This is a genomic window from Veronia pacifica (genome assembly GCF_001707825.1).
GTDB lineage: Bacteria > Pseudomonadota > Gammaproteobacteria > Enterobacterales > Vibrionaceae > Veronia > Veronia pacifica.
In genome coordinates this window covers 16,494-35,080 of sequence record NZ_LYBM01000054.1, presented here as the reverse complement: position 1 = coordinate 35,080, position 18,587 = coordinate 16,494, and the positions used below count along the sequence as shown (strand labels likewise).

The 18,587-nt window shown below is 43.0% G+C and carries 19 protein-coding genes; 15 read left to right on the top strand and 4 right to left on the bottom strand.

Annotated features, from left to right (window positions below):
• Together A8L45_RS20470 and A8L45_RS20465 are read left to right on the top strand one after the other, a co-directional pair.
• On the top strand, positions 1–3,571 hold a 3,571-nt coding region (locus tag A8L45_RS20470), incomplete at its 5' end, for an SPM autocatalytic domain-containing protein (RefSeq protein WP_083228450.1).
• A gap of 286 nt (positions 3,572–3,857) precedes the next feature.
• On the top strand, positions 3,858–4,334 hold the full coding sequence (locus A8L45_RS20465) for an NUDIX hydrolase (RefSeq protein WP_068905218.1): 477 nt from the start codon (positions 3,858–3,860) through the stop codon (positions 4,332–4,334).
• 186 nt (positions 4,335–4,520) lie between these two features.
• On the opposite strand, the gene A8L45_RS20460 is transcribed toward A8L45_RS20465, so the two are convergent.
• On the bottom strand, positions 4,521–6,344 hold the full coding sequence (locus A8L45_RS20460) for a S9 family peptidase (RefSeq protein WP_068905217.1): 1,824 nt from the start codon (positions 6,342–6,344) through the stop codon (positions 4,521–4,523).
• A gap of 490 nt (positions 6,345–6,834) precedes the next feature.
• On the opposite strand from A8L45_RS20460, the gene A8L45_RS20455 reads away from it, so the two are divergent.
• The 6 genes from A8L45_RS20455 to A8L45_RS20435 all read left to right on the top strand — a co-directional run bounded on the left by A8L45_RS20455 (position 6,835) and on the right by A8L45_RS20435 (position 10,661).
• On the top strand, positions 6,835–7,245 hold the full coding sequence (locus A8L45_RS20455) for a VOC family protein (protein ID WP_068905216.1): 411 nt from the start codon (positions 6,835–6,837) through the stop codon (positions 7,243–7,245).
• Positions 7,246–7,369: 124 nt separating this feature from the next.
• Positions 7,370–7,753 (top strand): NUDIX domain-containing protein, encoded by a 384-nt coding sequence (locus A8L45_RS20450; RefSeq protein WP_068905215.1) that lies wholly within the window; start codon positions 7,370–7,372, stop codon positions 7,751–7,753.
• Between the two features lie 75 nt (positions 7,754–7,828).
• On the top strand, positions 7,829–8,509 hold the full coding sequence (locus tag A8L45_RS24240; RefSeq protein ID WP_068905214.1) for a hypothetical protein: 681 nt from the start codon (positions 7,829–7,831) through the stop codon (positions 8,507–8,509).
• Positions 8,419–8,628, top strand: coding sequence for a GNAT family N-acetyltransferase (locus A8L45_RS25755; RefSeq protein ID WP_175402041.1), 210 nt, complete (start codon positions 8,419–8,421; stop codon positions 8,626–8,628). Before A8L45_RS24240 ends, A8L45_RS25755 begins: the two co-directional genes overlap by 91 nt.
• A 460-nt stretch (positions 8,629–9,088) precedes the next feature.
• Positions 9,089–9,742: a CatB-related O-acetyltransferase gene (locus tag A8L45_RS20440; protein WP_068905213.1), complete on the top strand. Its 654-nt coding sequence runs from the start codon at positions 9,089–9,091 to the stop codon at positions 9,740–9,742.
• Positions 9,743–10,169: 427 nt separating this feature from the next.
• A complete protein-coding gene (locus A8L45_RS20435; RefSeq protein ID WP_068905212.1) occupies positions 10,170–10,661 on the top strand; it encodes a GNAT family N-acetyltransferase in 492 nt (163 codons plus the stop codon).
• A gap of 256 nt (positions 10,662–10,917) precedes the next feature.
• Here the strand turns inward: A8L45_RS20435 and A8L45_RS20430 are convergent, their stop codons facing one another.
• From A8L45_RS20430 to A8L45_RS25750, 3 genes are all read right to left on the bottom strand, one after another.
• A complete protein-coding gene (locus A8L45_RS20430) occupies positions 10,918–11,280 on the bottom strand; it encodes a VOC family protein (RefSeq protein WP_068905211.1) in 363 nt (120 codons plus the stop codon).
• Between the two features lie 374 nt (positions 11,281–11,654).
• Positions 11,655–12,557: a DMT family transporter gene (locus A8L45_RS20425; protein WP_068905210.1), complete on the bottom strand. Its 903-nt coding sequence runs from the start codon at positions 12,555–12,557 to the stop codon at positions 11,655–11,657.
• A complete protein-coding gene (locus tag A8L45_RS25750; protein WP_083228448.1) occupies positions 12,554–12,817 on the bottom strand; it encodes a 2OG-Fe dioxygenase family protein in 264 nt (87 codons plus the stop codon). Before A8L45_RS25750 ends, A8L45_RS20425 begins: the two co-directional genes overlap by 4 nt.
• 468 nt (positions 12,818–13,285) lie before the next feature.
• Between A8L45_RS25750 and A8L45_RS20415 the strand changes: the two genes are divergently transcribed.
• The 7 genes from A8L45_RS20415 to A8L45_RS20385 all read left to right on the top strand — a co-directional run bounded on the left by A8L45_RS20415 (position 13,286) and on the right by A8L45_RS20385 (position 18,518).
• Positions 13,286–13,660, top strand: coding sequence for a hypothetical protein (locus A8L45_RS20415; protein ID WP_139122434.1), 375 nt, complete (start codon positions 13,286–13,288; stop codon positions 13,658–13,660).
• On the top strand, positions 13,660–14,046 hold the full coding sequence (locus A8L45_RS20410; RefSeq protein ID WP_068905207.1) for a VOC family protein: 387 nt from the start codon (positions 13,660–13,662) through the stop codon (positions 14,044–14,046). The genes A8L45_RS20415 and A8L45_RS20410 overlap by 1 nt, the downstream gene beginning before the upstream one ends.
• A gap of 435 nt (positions 14,047–14,481) precedes the next feature.
• Positions 14,482–14,985, top strand: a complete 504-nt coding sequence (locus A8L45_RS20405) for a GNAT family N-acetyltransferase (RefSeq protein WP_068905206.1) — start codon at positions 14,482–14,484, stop codon at positions 14,983–14,985.
• Entirely contained in the window at positions 14,957–15,385 is a 429-nt protein-coding gene (locus A8L45_RS20400) for a GNAT family N-acetyltransferase (protein WP_068905205.1), read from the top strand. Before A8L45_RS20405 ends, A8L45_RS20400 begins: the two co-directional genes overlap by 29 nt.
• A gap of 220 nt (positions 15,386–15,605) precedes the next feature.
• Positions 15,606–17,195, top strand: coding sequence for an alkaline phosphatase D family protein (locus A8L45_RS20395; RefSeq protein ID WP_068905204.1), 1,590 nt, complete (start codon positions 15,606–15,608; stop codon positions 17,193–17,195).
• A 241-nt stretch (positions 17,196–17,436) separates the two neighbouring features.
• A complete protein-coding gene (locus A8L45_RS20390) occupies positions 17,437–17,994 on the top strand; it encodes a GNAT family N-acetyltransferase (RefSeq protein ID WP_068905203.1) in 558 nt (185 codons plus the stop codon).
• 14 nt (positions 17,995–18,008) lie between these two features.
• On the top strand, positions 18,009–18,518 hold the full coding sequence (locus A8L45_RS20385) for an NUDIX hydrolase (protein WP_083228446.1): 510 nt from the start codon (positions 18,009–18,011) through the stop codon (positions 18,516–18,518).
• The last annotated feature ends 69 nt before the right edge of the window (positions 18,519–18,587 follow it).

Here is an 18,587-nt window from a genome sequence, read left to right as displayed (position 1 = left end):
GGTCACTGAGGGTGACAACGAGGAGCTCAGCTGGACTCTGAGCCTCAATAATGCCTCGGCCACCGCCACCACCCTGCTGCTGGATATCAATAACCTCGGAAACAAAGGTGATTTTATCCAAGATACCAACGGCACTTTTACTCTTTACAGTGCCGATGGCAATACACCTCTCACCACCGTTAATATGAGTAGCGCCGATAAAGGTATTGTTAAAATCGTTATTCCCGCTGGAAATCAGTCGGTGCAGTTAAAGACGACACTCAACAATGATGCCATTTACGAGGGCACAGAGACCTTCGTCCTTAAAGCGGCTGTTGAAAACACCAATGTGTGGCAGACCGCCTCTGATATCACCATTAACGATAATGAAACGGTACCGACTGTCAGCTCTATCACCAAACTTCAGGACGGAAAAGAAAACGCCGCGACACTCGATGACTGGCCGGGCTGGAATCTGAACATGAGTAGTCAGTCAGATTCAGCAACTCAGGTGACACTGGCATTCAACGATGCCTTCAATGAGAGCCGATACGGCCAAGACTACACGGGCGCAGTGCACGTCAAATTCACCAATGAGGACGACACAGTATCGACAGTAAACATTAATATTTTACCTCCCTCATATCATAAGAATATCTCGGTGCCAGCGAACACGAAATCTATTGCCGTCTTCGCCGAGCCCAAGGATGATGTCGTGTTTGAAGGAACAGAAACTCTCGTTATTCATGCCACAACAGATACTGCCAATGTTCCGTGGACAAGCTCAGATACTGCCAATATTGTCGATAATGAAACCGCCCCCACTTTGCTGTCTGTCGGAACCAAACTCCAAGATGGTGTCGAACACGCCACCTCCCACAAAGAAGGGCCGGGCTGGCAGTTTACCGCGACCCATGCATCCGATAAGGACAGCACTATCACCGTCTCCTTCGATGATTCTCTCTACAACTCGTCATTCGCCAACTTTAACAATCAGATCTACGTGGAAGATCTTCAGGGCAATCGCCTCTCTCCCCCCGGAAACAGTGATGGTCTTTGGCCCATCACCTCAACGCAATCTGGCACCCACTTCGACATTACCCTACCTGCTGGCCATACCGGGATAAGAGTGTATATCAAGCCGAATGATGACAATATTTATGAGGGGAATGAACAAATTATGCCCTTTGCCGTTCTAAATGGCGTACAGGCAAATGGGCAAATAGCAACTCTCAATGATGATGACGATATACCTCACGTTCAATCTATTTCTGATACCACCATCGCAGAGGGAGAGGATGCGATTGTCACTATCACACTATCAGACGCATCAAACGCAACAACCCGAGTTTGGATTGATGCCTACAACGATAGCGCCATAGGTGGTGGTCAAGACCACCAGGAGACCCTTTATGTGAATTTTGGTGACGGTCAGGGCTGGAGGAACATAGGGAATTTCGCCCATGGTCAATGGGTAGATGTACCAGCGAACACCACCACTTTCCAGACCAAAGTGCAAACAGCAAACGATAATGTCTATGAGGGTAATGAAACCTTCACCATCAGGGCACGAACTGAAAACGAGTCCGCGCTCAACCAGTCGGGTACGGTGACCATTTCAGATGTGACTGACAAGCCAATGGTTACATCGGTCAGTAGCCCGAAAGTCTGGGAAGGTGACACAGTAGAATTCACAGTGTCCTTATCCAACCAATCAACCACTTCAACAAGCGTTACTCTCGACGCCTACAACGGCGCTGCAACCGACGGTAGCGATTATCAAAGTCTCATGACGGTTAATTTTGGCGATGGTCAGGGCTGGCAAAACCTCGGTGATTTCACACATGGAAAAACCATCAGCGTTCCCGGAAATGTCAGCAGTTTTCAGGTCCGTATGCCGACCATCGAAGATTCTCACTATGAGGGTGGAGAGAAGTTTACCTTAAGAGCATCAACAGAATATCAATCAGGACATGTAACAGGCACGGCGACCATTAAAGATGATGAGCTTATAACACGAGGTAGCAATGGCTTATGGGATGTGGAAGACGTTAGCAAGCTCACACTTGAAATGCAGAACATTTACCAAAAACCCTCAGCCGGTTACCGAAGTAGTCTCGGCTATTACCTCATGGACAATAACGGTAACATCATCAAAGCCGAAGTAATGATGGGCAGAGTGGCCAGTTACAGCAGTTTGAACGTTGATGTATCCACCACTGGTGCCGCTAAAATGGGTTTGTTTCTCATACCAAATGGACATAATTTCGGCATAACAAACGGTAGTGCAACTATCTTGGTTAGGAGCGGTGATTCAGTGATAACCAAAAACGGCGTGACCGTTCAGGTGTTGTTATCAGAATCCCATAAAAACTTGGGTAAGTATGACAACGAAACCAACAGCGGTAATCAGTCACACTGGGAAGACTTAGTCGGTGGCGGTGATAAGGGGCATGACGACATAAAACTCAACATTGTTGCCCGTCCAAAAGAATATATTACGCCATTAGTGTTAGACCTCGACGGTGACGGCGTAGAGACGATCTCTGTCGATGTTTCAAAGATCAACTACGACCTCGATGCCGACGGTGTTTCTCACGTAACAGGTTGGACTGCGAGCGATGATGGCTTTCTGGTCTGGGATATCAATCAAGATGGCCTGATTAATGATGGTAGTGAAATGTTTGGTGCGGGTACCAATCTTGCGGATGGCACTAAGGCAAGGGATGGAATTCAGGCTTTAGCTCAACATGACCTCAATGCCGATGGTAAAATCGATGCCAGTGATGCGATTTACGCCCAGCTCAACGTGTGGGTGGATGCAAATCAAGACGGTATCACCGATCCGAATGAGCTCAAAACGCTCGCGGAGTTAGACATTACCAGTATCAGTCTCGGTGCTGTCGCCTCTGATGAAATGGATAATGGGAATCTGCTTGGACTGATTAGCTCATACACCAAAAGTGATGGAACAGAACACGAATATGCTGATGTCTGGTTTGAACAAGGACAAGCATCGCAGCCCGAGGCACAAGATTCAGATAATAAAAATTCTGAAAACAACACGTTCTCCAACCTGTCAACAGAACAGAACGAAACAACAACCCATGATCCTCACCCTAACTTTGAAGGCCAAGCCGCGCCCGGCTCACTCATTCAATTTACCATTGTTGGTGGAAACTTCTCGACTAGAGCTGACGAGAGTGGTGACTGGAAGGTCAGCCTACCAACAGATATAACCCTGGTTCAGGGAGAAAATCCCTTTACGGTCAAGATCACCGATACGGAAAATAATGTTGAAGTGAAAGCCGGAATAGTGACGCTGGATACAACTCCACCTGTTATTGCGTTGGACAATGAGGGCGGACTAAGCGAGGGGGATACCTACATAGGGGGTTCCAATTACAACGCTTGGGATGCTGGCTCAATAGTGAAAGTCATGCAAGGTGAAGTTGAAATTGGAGAAACAAAAATTGACAGCGACGGTACATGGAAAATCGATAATCCTGGCTATCACGGAGGTAGCGATGTCACTATTTGCATCACGGACATTGCGGGTAACTCAACAATAGACGATTTCAATGTGGGTTGATGCGTTCCTTCTATCTGTGACGAAACAAAGGCTTGACCGTCCAATCTCCGCCAGCCCAATCCAATCAGTGGCATAACGCGGATCAAGCATCCGTTGCTGTATCGCGTTGAAGGGTTTGAGTAAACATCGTACGATTCTCCACCACACATCGCTATCATCTGCTTTCTATGCCGCAAATTTCTGTCTGTCACTTTGATTCCATCGTTTGTCTCAAAGATACTCACTCGCTTCTCCCCTCCCACTCACTGTTTTCAATAAATTTTCCTTTTTGCTTAGGAGTACCGTGATGCTGAATTTTGAGCGCGACAATGACAGACTGAATGTGCGTAGCGCAGCAGTAATCATTCATGAAAGTCATGTTTTACTACACAAGGACAAAAACACAGACTTTTGGACACTGCCAGGAGGACGGGTTGAGTTTTTTGAGCACTCAGATACGACGCTTGTGAGAGAGATGAAAGAGGAACTGGGTTTTGATTTACAGGTGACGAGGCCGCTCTGGTACATGGAAAACTTCTTTACCTATCACCAAAAGAAATGCCACGAAATTTCAACCTATTATCTCGCTGAATTTACCGATCCTTGGGTGATCAATTTGCAGGAAGATATAAAGGGTATCGAAGCAGAAATTGACTTGATATTTCGATGGTTCCCGATTGCAGACCTACCGTCGCACAATATAAAGCCAAACTTTTTAATATCGGGGCTTCAGTCGATCCCTGAGCAAGTTGTTTTCATCCGCAATAACGAAATCGCAGATTAGACTAATTAGGTCACCGCATATTCTCTGCGATTAAAGCCTTTCCTAGTCTGAACTATCACAAAAAATAAAACCCTCCGTCACAGGACAGAGGGTTGATTGATAATTTCTAGGTCGCACTTCTGGACTGTATCCGCTTACCAAGAGAAGAGCTGCACGGCGCAAGAAGTGAGATTGACGCTCTCAGTATTAAGCAGGCATGTGTGCCTGAAGGAAGCCAAGAAATGCGTTGGCTGCCGTAATACGGTTGGCTTTTTTGGTGAAACCGTGGCCCTCATCATCAAACACCACATATTCGACCGGAATATCGTTCTTACGTGCAGCCTCAACTAACTCATCACTTTCGATTTTCAATACCCGTGGATCATTCACACCCTGCACAACCAACAATGGCTTGGTGATCTTATCAGCATGAAACAGTGGCGAAATACGACGGTGACGTTCAGTGTCGGTAGCCGGATCGCCCATCATATCGTAGAGGGCTTTCTTGAAGCTTTCCCACCACGGCGGAATTGATGCCGGATCGAGGGTACGAACCCAGTTGGTCACACCAAAAATATTGATCCCCAGATTAAATTCTTCAGGTCGGAAGGTCAGCGCAGCCGCAGTAAGATACCCGCCGTAACTGCCGCCCATCACGGCGATGCTGTCCGCATTCACCCAATCTAGTGTTTGCAGGTATTTCTTACCCCAAACAATATCGTCCAAATCCACTTCACCGTGTTTGCGGTCAGACAAATGGAAGAAGGTTTTCCCATAGCCAGAACTTCCGCGATTATTCACTGCAAAGACGGCGTAACCATTGTTAACAAGAAACTGTCTGAACGGGTTATAGCCAGTGACACTCTGGCCACCCGGGCCACCATGGATTTCAATCACAGCCGGAACTGGTTGATCAGCACTGGCATTTTTAGGCTTATACAAAATACCGGGAATAGCCAGACCATCAAAGCTGTCGAACCGCTCGACAGTCGCGCCGACCAGATGATCCTGTTCCATCTGGGGGCTTAGCGAGTGTGTCAGCCGCTTCAGTTCACCCGAAGCAAGATTCCAGACATACAGATCTTTGGGTGATGTGTCGGTATCAAGGTAAAAAGACAGGCTTGTTTCATCGGCTGAGAAAGAGAAAGAACGAATCTGACCTTCAGGCAGAGATGGCGGTGAAATCGACTCTCCGGTCTTCAGGTCTGTCACGACCAGTCGCATACTTGCATCTTCATTGATACAGTGCGCCCGATATTTGCCTGAAGCCGAAAAATCCAACGAAGCAATATCCCACTTCTCTTCAAGGTATGGCGCGGTTTTATTACTTTTCAGGTCAATAGCAACAACCTGAGTGTACTCACCCGCAGCGTTAGTACCAATATACAGAGTCTCTGAACCGGGAGAGAACGTCAGGGGATGATTCAGTGCCTGGACGTCAAAGTCAGTGACCTTCACAGGCTGCTTATCCGATGTTTCCAGGTCAACAAGGTACACATCTGAGTCTCTGTTAGAACTATTGTGGGTCAGTGACACATAGCGGCCGTCGGGACTGACCTCATCGGTTGAGAAGCCAGTATCATTTTGGAATACCAAGGTACGCGCATAGGTTGTTGCGTCATAACGATAGAGATCCATGACTCGCTCATCGCGTTCATTACTCTGAACGAAGAACCACTGACCATCGGCAGAAAAGCGACTGAAAATTGCACGTACGTTATCTCCCGGAGTCAGATCAGTCACTGTTCCGTCTTCTGCCAGCACATAAACATGGAAACGTTCATCGCCACCGCTGTCGCTCATGTAAAGGCATCGATTATCTTCTGGAAAGTAGCGAACAGGATGCACGGTATCTTCACTGTCCGTCAGCTTGGTTTTGTTACCTGACAAGACGTCCAGACAGTAAAGCTGAAAGACGCCAGTTTCATCGCAACTCAATAAAATACGGCTACCGTCTCTTGAGAAATCGGTGCCCATATATGACGTATTATCAAAAAAGGTTTCAGCGTCATATGTTTTGAAATCTTTCATTATCGATATCCTTATCTTTCCCTATCGATGAGACAGGGACAAAGCCCTAACATATTTACCCTTAGCAGAATTCCTGCATATGCAATATACCTCAGCCATTTGGTATTGAATCAGTTATAAACATGATATCCGTCGCAACGAAAGTGCTGAAAAAACAAGAGAATTCCCCAAGAAACCAGGTAAAAAGTAGCAATTTCCAGCAAAATAGTCTTAGTGATTAGCCGCAAATCACTGAAAGAAAACTAGTTTATCCTGTTAATCGCAGGTAGTGTTTTCCGCGATTGGCAAAGCAGAGCCGAAGTTGTTTTCAAGCCCAGTGATTATCTTGGTTTGACCACTGATCATACGCGAAACGCTTTTTCGACAAATTAATGATGGCAACACTTAACGAAGGTATGGCTACAGCAAAACGCGACATTTGATATCGTCGTTCATAACCCGCAGAGTCCTTTTCAAACAGGGTTTCAACACAAACCATGGAGCACATATTATGCAGCCAAGAATGAGCATGGTGACGCTCGGCGTCAACGATTTACAACGCTCAATAAAATTCTATTCAGACCTAGGTTTCCCGCGCTATGGTGATGAAGAGAGTGTCGCTTTTTTCAAACTCAATGGCACATGGCTCGGTTTGTATGGCCGTGAAGCACTGGCTGAAGATGCTCAGGTATCTGCTGAAGGTTCTGGCTTTAACGGTTTTACTATTGCTCACAATGTCGCTTCCGAGCAGGAGGTGATTGAGGTAATGAATCAGGCTGTTGTAGCGGGAGCTGAGATGGTTAAAGAACCGCAGAAAGTGTTCTGGGGCGGCTTTAGTGGCTATTTTTCTGATCCTGACGGATATTTGTGGGAAATCGCAATGAATCCGTTCAGTTGGATAGGCCCAGCCGATCAAGAGTAGACATGCTCAATACATTGCAAGCTATCTATCCCGCAAATCTGGCCTAATCCGGAGGCGCTTGCCCTTCTAAGCATTATATGATGATGATCACCTGTAAAATAAGCAGCATGGTATATAACGAAAAATGAAAGACATTGTTCAGATCATTTTCATCCAAGACGGTAAATTACTTCTTGGCTTTCGGCAGAATACCGATGTGCTGGATCAACTATGGGGCTTGCCCGCCGGAAAAGTAGAGACGAACGAAGCGCCGGAACAGGCAGCAATAAGAGAGTGTCAGGAAGAAATCGACGTGACACCAACCAGACTCCATTTGCTCGCCACCTTACCAGACCCAGTATTTAACGCGCGGCACTTTATTTACCGCTGTGAGAGCTGGCAAGGTAATTTTCAGAATCTGGAACCTCACCTCTGTGGCGGTCTACAATGGTTTGATCCTGACGATATACCCAAAAACTGTACCCCTATCACCTACACCATCATCAAGGAATTAAAAAGTGACGGTTGAAAAGGCTCATCAAACGTCGTTGCCACTCGCGATATAAAAACACCCATAACATTAATATCTATTGGAAGACTCATCATGACGACCCACCTTTCTGTCGGCCAACAATCAGCCGCTATTTTTCACCGTTTTTCAGGAATCGTGACTCAAAAGCAAGGGTATACCTTGATAGAAACACCATCGAATCCAACTTTTTTTTGGGGACACTATCTGATACTGGACTGCCCACCAAAAGCAGAGCAATTTGCTGAATGGGAGGAAACTTTTCGTCGTGAATTACCTGACTCGGAGCATCTTTTATTGAGTTGGCAATGCCACGAAGACGAGAGTGATATTGATGTCAGTTACTTTTCTGACAAAGGCTACGACATAAGCAATTCCGTTTTTCTCACCGCCAATCAGTTTATTAAACCAAAGCAGATTAACGAATCACTGACCATACGAAAGATCACCTCTGATTCAGACTGGTCAAAGGTTCTTGAACTGCAACTTCTCACCAACACAGACTATGAGCCTGAGAAATTTCGAGAGTTCTCAACGCAATATTTTCTTAACTATCGAAACATGGCCGAAGAAGGCTTAGGAGACTGGTATGGTGCTTTCCTGGGTGACACGCTGGTCGCAGTCTCGGCCTCTACACGGACGGACAGATTGGTCGCTTTCAAGAAGTGGTTACCCATCCGGATTTTCGCCAACAGGGTATCTGCAAAACGTTGGTTTACATCGTCTCTACTCAAGTCATGCAATCACACACTCTAAAATGTTTGGTTTTAGAAGCCGATGAGGAATATGTTGCAGCGAATATTTATAAGTCACTGGGTTATCAGGAAACAGAACGGGCAATGTCAGTCTGTTGGTATGACAAATCAAAATGGTAATATCAAGCTCCGCTTCAGTGATTCTTAATTAGCCGTAGTTATAGTCCATGATGTAGGTTATGGACGTTTTCAGCGTCAATGACATACAAGTAAAAGCAGGCACATTGTTAGGCCGGAGTATCAAGGCGAGTAGAATCAGGTGAAGGTAATTCCACTAGCATTATTAGAATATATTCTGCTATTCGATAAAATTAAGATGACAGTTTTAGCTTTTACTTTTTCACCTTTGTGGTCTTAATAATAAAATGTTATTCGATATTATACCCCGTTCGATGTTTACTGACCCTAGTTACTTATCTCTATCTATAGGATTAATAATCCAATTTATATATATTTAAAAAATTTTTATGAAAATTAATTTTACTTTTCGACTAACCTCATAAAACTATGATTTTGACAGTTAAATTATTTGATATGATTATTAACGAAATTAAAATAAACATTTTATTATAGGATAATAATGGAAGGACCAAACCCAGATAATAAAGAGCCTGTGAAAGGTTTTCCCCAAGTGGGTTTCTTAAAGAATTTTATTAAATCAGATCATATAATTGTCGGTGATTATACTTATTATAATGATCCTGATGGTCCCGGTAGGTTTGAAGATAATGTTCTTTTTCATATCCCTGCGATGGGCGATAAACTAGTTATAGGTAAGTTTTGTGCAATAGCAAAAGATGTTCAATTCATTATGAATGGAGCCAATCACATCGCAAAAGGGTTTTCTACCTATCCATTTTACCAATTTGAATCTGGCTGGGAGAGAGTAATTCCTAAAATTGAAGACATACCGAATAAAGGGAATACTGTAATTGGTAATGATGTGTGGATTGGATATGAGTCTACGATTATGCCCGGTGTTACGATTGGAGATGGTGCAATCATTGCCAGTAAATCGGTCATAACAAAAGACGTACCACCTTACTCAGTGGTGGGAGGAAATCCAGGTAGGATAATCAAATATCGCTTTGACCAAACTACTATTGGAGAATTGTTAGATATCGCATGGTGGGATTGGCCTATTAAAAAAATAACTGATAATTTAGAGCAAATTTCAGGTAATAATTTAGAGTATTTAATGAGTAGTAAAACACCTAAAAATGAGATTATATAATGATGATTACTATTTAGTTAATAATAACATAAATGTTAGAAGTGAGGATTTATCAGCATACTTAATATTACCTAAAACATAAATAATAAAATAGAAAAAACCTGCATATTATATCAGATTATCTTTTTGATTAAAAAATAGACCACCCTCACCTCCTCAAAAAGTAATATAAGATAAAAACTTCTAATTTAGTAAAGATTAAAATTACAATCTTTAAAACGCTAAATTAAGAACGGACATAAGACACTGTCACAGCTATTAATATTTCGCACACCAGTTAGAAAATATCTATCTTTTTCACCATCTTACCCCTTACCAACGAAAAACTGATTATAATTATGTATAAATATGCGCGCCTCTGCCACTTCAGGATATTGGCAGATTAAACGGATTACACACAGGTATACCAGAGGGAGAGAACGACATAATGCCAATTCGAGCAATGGAACAAGCAGACATCTATGACGTCTTCCTTCTCTATCAGGATATTGACTCCATCATTAATAGCTGGAGTTTGACGCCCTTTTTTTCACTGGAACGTTTCCAGTCATATTTTAATCACTCTCAGTGTAATTTTGTTTATTGTAATGACAGCGGAACGCCAAAGGCTCACCTCATGATCACAATGCCGCACAATCCCCAGTACCAAAGTATGGTCACATTTGGTATTACTGTCGCCAAAGAGTGTCGTGGTCAAGGTATAGGACATCAACTACTCAAATACCTTTTTCAACAAGTAAAACAATGGTATGCAGTAGAAAGGATTGAACTTGAAGTCAGTGCCGACAATACTGGCGCAAGGCGTCTCTACGAGCAGTTTGGTTTTACTGCTGAGGGCGTGAAAAAAAAAGCCGTTTACACTGACGGTAAATTCGTCGATGTGGTTATCATGGCTAAATACCTGCCAAATGATAATTGAACATCACAATGACAAAGGCCCTCTGCTGATTTTTTAGATATTCACTGTTCACTGTTTCCATTGCCCGCTCAGGGCATTTGGCCGCAAGCACGTGTCCAATCGATACCTCTTTAAATCAGCAATAGAAACATCAAATACATCAAATACATCAAATACATCAAATACATCAAATACATCAAGAAAATGATAAAAACTTGCTTATAACTAAGGATTGTTTTGTTTAACTTTTAAATCATATGCTTTTGTTATGGCAGCGCTAAAGGTACACAACTGACTCAACATTGTTCCCGTCGGGATCAATTAAAAATGCTGCGTAGTAGTTTGGCGCATAGTGTTCTCGCAAACCCGGTTTACCGTTGCATAAACCGCCGCCAGATAAGCCCGCTTCATGAAACGCTGCTACTTGGAGTTTGTTTGATGCAGAAAAAGCAATATGACATGTTGATTTGCTTACACCTTGCTCTATTAGAAACCTCACATTTGCTTCGCTTGAAAATCCAAAACCAGCAGCAGCCTCGTCTGACCACTTGAGCTCAATACCCAAAGGCTCAAGTGTAATTTTGTAAAACTCCCGACATTCCTCGAATGCAGTTACCTTAATTTCAAAATGATCTATCATTCTCAATCCTTAAGAGTCGGTTGCAACTTCCGTTAAAATGCATAAGTTTAATCAATCTAAGAATATCCAATATAACACCTACGATTTGTCCGATGTAATGCATAGGTGAAATCTGCGACCGTCTGAACGCCTCAGACACTTTAGGCCTTTTAGCAATATGATGGAGTTGATGAAGGGGTAGGCACTTTATTCCCCCTCAGGTTTGCATTGAACATGTTTGAGTGAGGTGTTTTAGTGAATTATCAGAGCACAGATATTACATTTGCCTATTGCCAAGGCTATATAAAATACATCAGATCTGAGCCCAGGCCTATGTCTGGGCTTATAGCTAGCTAGTTGAGTGCTGGTTGATAATGTTAAATCATCTGCCGATGTTATGATTTGACCTTTATAGACGTCATCATCACACAAAACATAATAATCAGGCCGCCTAACAACTGAACCACACTTAAAGACTCTTGAAGCCAAAACATCGCGAATAGTGCTCCAAACAGTGGTTCACTTCCCATTAATAGTGATACTCGTGTCGGTGAGGTACGACGAACAGCATAGTTTTGAGCGAAAAATGCAAACAATGTACAACACAATACTAAGTAGATTAGTATGCTCCAAAAAATTGGCTGTTGCGGTAACACCAATTGCTCTGATGGTAAATATATACTGGCTATCAAAAATGTGACTGTAGCTACTGTCAAGGATTGTAATGAGGTCAGCGTACTCGTTGTGATTGATTTACCTTCCACTAGACGCTTAGTAGTCGTGACCATAATTGCTCTTAAAAATGCAGCCCCAAGAATAAAATAATCACCAGTATTTAAGGTATATGTTTTATTCGGTTGGAATGTGAGTAAAAATACTCCAATTACGCTGCCTATACTCAACATCCACAAGAGGGGTGATACCTTTCTTTTATTAATTATTATCTCTAAGAATGTAGTAAAAATAACCGATAAACTGATAAGAAAAGCAGCGTTAGACGCTGAGGTCTGCGATACTCCAAAGACCTCACAAAAGAAAATGGCTGATAGAATAAAGCCTGTTGGTACGGCGACTTTCCAGTCTTTATTAAAGCCCTGCTTAAAATCTTTTATTACTACAGGTAGCATGACTAAAAATGTCATAGAGAACCGTAATATAATAAAAATCAGGACGCTAGAATAGGCCAATGCTTCTTTGGTAAAACCATAACTCGTCCCCCAAAAAATTGCGACCAATAATAACATAGGCTCAGTAAGTGGCAGTGTACTTGACTGACCGCGAAGTATTTTGACTATCATTCCTGTCCTTCCAATATTATAAGTGTCACAACTAAAACATCTCTATATGCCATACGTTCACTGTCTATTGGCGATATATTACTGACTTTATGCATTGTCGTCTCATCGTTTGCTAATATGATGTCAAGGTTCCGTTCTAACATCACCGAAAATAGCTCATCACCTTTTTCATTCGTAATCGTTGTCATCCCTCCGTTTACATTCACTTTATCGATTAATATTGAGGAAATGAGAGTAAATCCATCACTACCACTAAATATGCGATTTAATGAGCTAACTGCCCGTTAGGAAGCACCAAGCTACCTCATTAAAAAATGATAGATATACGGAGTAACAATATTTTTTCAGATTAATCATTAACAATATAAAAATTAAACAAATGTAGACATATCAAACAATTTTTTTGCGAGAGTAATCTGAAAAAAATAATAAAATTTTATTTATATAGATATCAGTTTTTTAAAATAATTTTCCACTTTTTCATCGAATGATAAGTGAAATATAAAGAAATGAGTTGGGATTAGTCTAATATTATCCTTAGTATCAACTTTCAAGTGAAATATTTAACTGTAATAACTCATGTAAGTTACCTTTATCAAGGATAAACTGTGGTGAACGGTTTAATGGATTAAAACATAAAGTATCCGATTCCATCATCTATGGTGATTTTTGAAACGCGACATTGGCGAGTTAATCATAGGATGCACGTTAACTATCCTGATTATTTGATGATAGCGTCGAGATATCCATCTTGTGACTTGGCCGGTCTGCCTGAGCAGGCACTCGCCGAATTGGGAGGTGTAATGGCAAGGGTCGAATGGTTGTTGAAGGAGGTATTTCAACCTTATAAGGTGATTTTTTCTAAGTTTGGTTTTTCTGAGGGTTATCCACTCCATTTCCATGCGCTTCATCTCGGTGATGACTTGGAGCGTCTTATTGGTTCACACTCCTCTTACACTAATGATATGCCTGACGGTATAGATATGTTTTTGTTCGTCAATCGAGAACACTGCGAAGATCAAAATCCTGATTTAACAAACCAGCTGATCAAAAAATCCGTGTCTACACTAAAAAGCGCCATGAGTAGATACGAGAAAATATAATGATAAAATACATAGAAGTACACGTTAATGACATTGATAAATCCCGCCACTTCTGGTCTTGGTTTCTTGATGAAGTAGGTTACTGTCCTCTAGCAAATTGGGAGCATGGATTCAGCTATAGCCTCGGTGAAAGCTACCTCTCCTTTGTACAATCAGACAAACACCAAAAGCCTGAAGTGTTTCACCCCACCTTGAAAAAACTCAAACACCTGCCTTTTGGTGCCTCGTCCTCGAAAGACATTCAGAATATGGCCGATGCTTTGATGTATCGTGGAATAGGGTTGGATCTTATCAAGCAGTCAGAGGAGTCAGCCATCCATAAGGAGCATTCTCTTTGGTTCACTGACCTTAACGGTATTAATGTCGAATTTTCGACTGCAGCATAAAAACAAGGGCGTCGCGGACAAGATTAACACGGGGCGCCTTTCATCAGCTATCTATTGGATATACCTCTCCCAAATACCAAGCGCCTTCAAGACATGGGACTTCATTAGCCAATTTCTTTTTGAGCCAGATAGTGAGAGACTGATTTTGTTAGGCTCATACAGTTGATACCTTATAGTCTCTTTCAAACATGGCAACATTGAAGGTTCTCTGCGCTTTGAATCACGAATCGTTAAAGTTAATGATCAGGCCAAATCATTTCTGACAACTGAATGAATTTATTGATATTACTGTGTTACACGTCAATCAGAGTGAGAACTATTGCTGATTGCCTGACGGAGTGGAAAAAGCAAAGATAAATCGCAAAGCATCAAGCTAAATATGGATGTGGTCATTTTAAGTCAGTAGCTTAGTCGTTTTCTAAAAATAGGTGGCATATGTCCGTAACCCTTATACCCATGAGTGCTACTGAATACCCAGTATTTCTTGAATCATCGATAAAAAGTTATGCGGAATCGGGCGTAAAATCAGGTCGATGGACGGCTGGTGAAGCGCTATCTCAATCCAGACAGCAGTTAACATCCCTGCTAAAAAATGGCGTGAGTACTGAAGATCAGTACTTACTGAAAATCATAGTCACTGAAACAGGACAGAATGTTGGGCATATTTGGTTACACTGTCCTTCAGACAAGCGTTTTTGTTTTATCTATGAACTCTATATTTCAGAGAACCACCGTCGATGTGGCTTTGCACAATCTGCCATGTTAAAAGCTGAGGAGTTTGCTGCGAGCAAAGGGGCTACAAAACTAGAACTACATGTATTTAACTTTAACAAAGAAGCACAAGCGCTTTATCAAAAGCTCGGCTTTAATACGTTCAGTTTAAACATGCGCAAAGAGATAACACCTACTCATGAGCCAAATACCATCTGTAACAATTAAACCTATCAACTGGAAGGAAACACTTCCCCTTCGCCATAAAGTGCTCTGGCCTGACAAACCCGTCGGTTTCTGTCTAGTTGACGGCGATGAAAGCGCGTGGCATCTGGGCGCATACCTAGATGAAACCATGGTTGGTGTTGCGTCTGTTTTTGCTCTTGGTGAGCAGGCTAGGCTGAGAAAGTTTGCTGTTGACCCTGAACATCAAAACAAAGGCATTGGCAGTCAGATGCTGACGTTTATTATCAATGCTCTGCGACAGCAAGGCACCGTCTCCACTTTTTGGTGTGATGCACGTGAATCTGCCTCAGCCGTTTACCAACGTGTGGGAATGAAAAAATATGGTGAACGCTTTTTCAAAGGTGACATTCCCTATTTCAAAATGTCGATGTCGATTAAGTGACCAAGACATAGTAAGTAGTGAGTAGTAAGTAGTAAGCCCTATATTCCCCACTCTCTTTAACGTATTGAAAAGCACTAATTTACTTTCTTTTTTCTCGACACTTTCAAGCCAAAATAACAAAAAAGAGTAAAAGCTCTTTTTTGTCATCTCTTGTTTATATTTCCTTCATTTTCTGCCTGTTTACTCTGCGACGGTTTTTATAATAACAAGGTTATCAAGGATGAATATTACTCGCCGTTCCTTTATCAAAAATACCGCCGCGCTCTCGGCTGTGCCAATGTCTCTCTCACTCACTGGGTGTGATGCCAGCACCACACCTTTTGCCCACGGGGTTGCCAGTGGCGATCCGCTCAGTGATCGTGTCATCATCTGGACACGGGTATCTCTACCACAGGAACTGCTGGACAAAATAGACCTCAGCACATTCAACCTTGAAGTCAGGTGGCAGGTCGCACTCGACCCGACTTTCGACACCGTGATGAATGAAGGCATTGTCGTTACTAACGCTGAAAAAGACTTCACGGTGAAAAAAGATGTCATGGGTCTTGAGGAAAAAACCTACTACTACTTCCGCTTTATCGTTGAAACGCCTGATCAGTCTTTTACATCAACTATTGGTCGAACAAAAACGTTACCTGAGTTTGACGTTTCAAGAGTCAAAATTGCTTTTACCTCGTGTTCTCATTTCAGCTATGGTTACTTCAATGTTTACGCGCGTATGGCGGAGATTCAGGACATTGATGTGGTGCTTCACCTTGGTGATTACCTCTATGAATACGGCAACAAAGATATCTATCGCAACCATTTCCTGAGAAACCGCAAGGTACTGCCTGAAGGCGAGATGATCTCCCTCAATGACTACCGCCTTCGCCATGCAACCTACAAAACCGATCAGGATTTGCAGTTACTCCATGCCAGTCACCCCATGATTTGTATTTGGGATGATCACGAGTTTGCCAACGATACATGGAAACATGGCGCTCAAAACCATAATGATGGAGAGGGAAGCTGGAAAGAGCGCTGCGCTGCCGCAATCAAAGCCTACTATGAGTGGATGCCGATTCGTGAACCCAGTCAAGGGGATCGTCAAAAAGCCTATCGTCAATTCAGGTTTGGTAAGCTGGTCGAGCTGAATATGTTGGACACGCGGTTTATTGGACGAGACAAACAACTGACATTCAAAGACGCCGCCATTGATGATCAAGACCGTTCATTGCTCGGGGTTGAACAAGAAGAGTGGTTGTATCATAACCTGTTAAACGCTCAACAGGATGGCGTGAAATGGAAACTGATGGGCCAGCAGGTACAGGTCCTGCAAACAAAGATATTTGGGAAGTTTGTCAATGCAGATGCGTGGGATGGCTATCCTGCCGCAAGGAACCGCTTACTCGACCATATTGTTAACTATGACATTGATAATGTGATCTTTCTGACTGGCGATGTACACTCGTCATGGGCCGCAGATATTTGTCACAACCCGTATGACTGGCGCGAGTATAATCCGATCACTCACAACGGTGCTGTGGCGGTAGAACTGGTAACTTCATCGGTCACATCTCCCTCGATTCCCGTTCCAGGTATTCAGCAAATTGTTGGCGACGCAGCAAAAGTTCTCCGGCTTGAGAACCCTCATATCCGTTATGTTGACGTGAAAAACCGCGGATTTGTAACGCTTACCATCACCGAAAGTGAAGCCATTGCAGACTGGCACCATGTGCCTTTTGTCGGCTTTGTAAATAACAATGTGTTCATTGATCGCAGCTTTAAAATCAAAGACGGCGAGCCAAAGCTGATTAAATATAAACGTTAATACGCCGACTGCCCGAAGCGTTGAAATACTGGCTGACTTGCCCGCTATTTTCACCGCCACTCATCGGCTTACCCGGGGTATATCGGGTAAGCCGAACCGCCCTATTTTCACGGTACTACTCGCAACTTCTGACGCTGTTTACAAGCAGATAAAGCACTCATGGCAAAGTGTTGAGAAGTAAAAGCAGATGGTGTTTTTACCGACTAATCTCTGGATTTATTGTTGCGTGAGGACAAACCTAATGCCCGCTCTATTCTTTGGTCATGGCGCTGTGCCACCTCTTAATGAATTGGTAGTAAGTAGCAACCGCCTTACTCTTCAGCCCATCCACGAACGCTTTGCCAACGATATTCTCACAGAATTCACCGCTGAAATTACTCGCTATATGCTGCCAAAGCCCGTCGAAGATCTGGATCAAGTCATGGATTTTATTGATGGCGCTAAAAAGGCTATGTGCGACGGTATCGATTTGGTTTACGCAGTTTGTCACAAGGGCTCGAGAGAATTTCTCGGCGTCTGCACATTTAACGGACAAAAAAGTGCTACGTCCCCCGAGCTGGGCTTGTGGATCAAAAAAAGCGCCCATGGCAATCGATATGGCCGCGAGGCGATGGAGATACTTTTTCACTGGGCACAAAACAATATTCGGTTTGATTACGCCATTTATCCTGTCAGTAAAGTGAATATTCCGAGCCGTCAGGTCGCAGAAGCTCTTGGTGGTGAAGTAAACGACGAGAGAGTCATCACATCAATGTCGGGATGCCAGCTCGATGAAGTCATCTACCATATACCCAGATAACGGAGTGATATTGAATGCAGAGTAAGAACATAACTGCTCAGACAGTCACATGGGGTGAACATCAGGTCAGACTGAGCTGGCTGGATAAACATTATGAGGTTGACACCCGTCTTATTACCTCGTGCCATGGCTACTGCTGGCACATGGATAATATATTGGTGATTGAAAATTCACGAGGGTGCGAGTTGCCCGGCGGGCATCGTGAGGTGCAAGAAACACCTGAAGAATGCCTCATCCGCGAGGTGATAGAAGAAGCTTGTCTGTATATCAAAAATATTGAATTACTGGGTTATATTCAGGTTGACCATTCAGTTAACACAACATGGACAAAGCAGTCCGGCTACCCCAAAGTTGGCTATATCGCTTTCTTTAACTCTGAGGTCAGCAGAGTACTTCCCTTCGAACCGCGTTTTGAAACGCACACAAGGCACTTTATTTCTGTCAATGAGCTAACTACCAGTCATCATGAGTGGCTGAATGTCTATGACTACTCATTGTTGGCATCACAACAGGTAATGGCTTAAAAAATGCGTGGCTCAGACAATAAATGAGTAGCCTTAAATTACCATCAGTAATGGGTTAACTGCCAGATA

What these genes read in the sequence shown, in the direction of transcription:
- A8L45_RS20465 (WP_068905218.1), top strand. Translation starts at nt 3,858, where the DNA reads ATGCTGAATTTTGAGCGCGACAATGACAGACTGAATGTGCGTAGCGCA.
- A8L45_RS20460 (WP_068905217.1), bottom strand. Translation starts at nt 6,344, where the DNA reads ATGAAAGATTTCAAAACATATGACGCTGAAACCTTTTTTGATAATACG.
- A8L45_RS20455 (WP_068905216.1), top strand. Translation starts at nt 6,835, where the DNA reads ATGCAGCCAAGAATGAGCATGGTGACGCTCGGCGTCAACGATTTACAA.
- A8L45_RS20450 (WP_068905215.1), top strand. Translation starts at nt 7,370, where the DNA reads ATGAAAGACATTGTTCAGATCATTTTCATCCAAGACGGTAAATTACTT.
- A8L45_RS24240 (WP_068905214.1), top strand. Translation starts at nt 7,829, where the DNA reads ATGACGACCCACCTTTCTGTCGGCCAACAATCAGCCGCTATTTTTCAC.
- A8L45_RS20440 (WP_068905213.1), top strand. Translation starts at nt 9,089, where the DNA reads ATGGAAGGACCAAACCCAGATAATAAAGAGCCTGTGAAAGGTTTTCCC.
- A8L45_RS20435 (WP_068905212.1), top strand. Translation starts at nt 10,170, where the DNA reads ATGCCAATTCGAGCAATGGAACAAGCAGACATCTATGACGTCTTCCTT.
- A8L45_RS20430 (WP_068905211.1), bottom strand. Translation starts at nt 11,280, where the DNA reads ATGATAGATCATTTTGAAATTAAGGTAACTGCATTCGAGGAATGTCGG.
- A8L45_RS20425 (WP_068905210.1), bottom strand. Translation starts at nt 12,557, where the DNA reads ATGATAGTCAAAATACTTCGCGGTCAGTCAAGTACACTGCCACTTACT.
- A8L45_RS20415 (WP_139122434.1), top strand. Translation starts at nt 13,286, where the DNA reads ATGATAGCGTCGAGATATCCATCTTGTGACTTGGCCGGTCTGCCTGAG.
- A8L45_RS20410 (WP_068905207.1), top strand. Translation starts at nt 13,660, where the DNA reads ATGATAAAATACATAGAAGTACACGTTAATGACATTGATAAATCCCGC.
- A8L45_RS20405 (WP_068905206.1), top strand. Translation starts at nt 14,482, where the DNA reads ATGTCCGTAACCCTTATACCCATGAGTGCTACTGAATACCCAGTATTT.
- A8L45_RS20400 (WP_068905205.1), top strand. Translation starts at nt 14,957, where the DNA reads ATGAGCCAAATACCATCTGTAACAATTAAACCTATCAACTGGAAGGAA.
- A8L45_RS20395 (WP_068905204.1), top strand. Translation starts at nt 15,606, where the DNA reads ATGAATATTACTCGCCGTTCCTTTATCAAAAATACCGCCGCGCTCTCG.
- A8L45_RS20390 (WP_068905203.1), top strand. Translation starts at nt 17,437, where the DNA reads ATGCCCGCTCTATTCTTTGGTCATGGCGCTGTGCCACCTCTTAATGAA.
- A8L45_RS20385 (WP_083228446.1), top strand. Translation starts at nt 18,009, where the DNA reads ATGCAGAGTAAGAACATAACTGCTCAGACAGTCACATGGGGTGAACAT.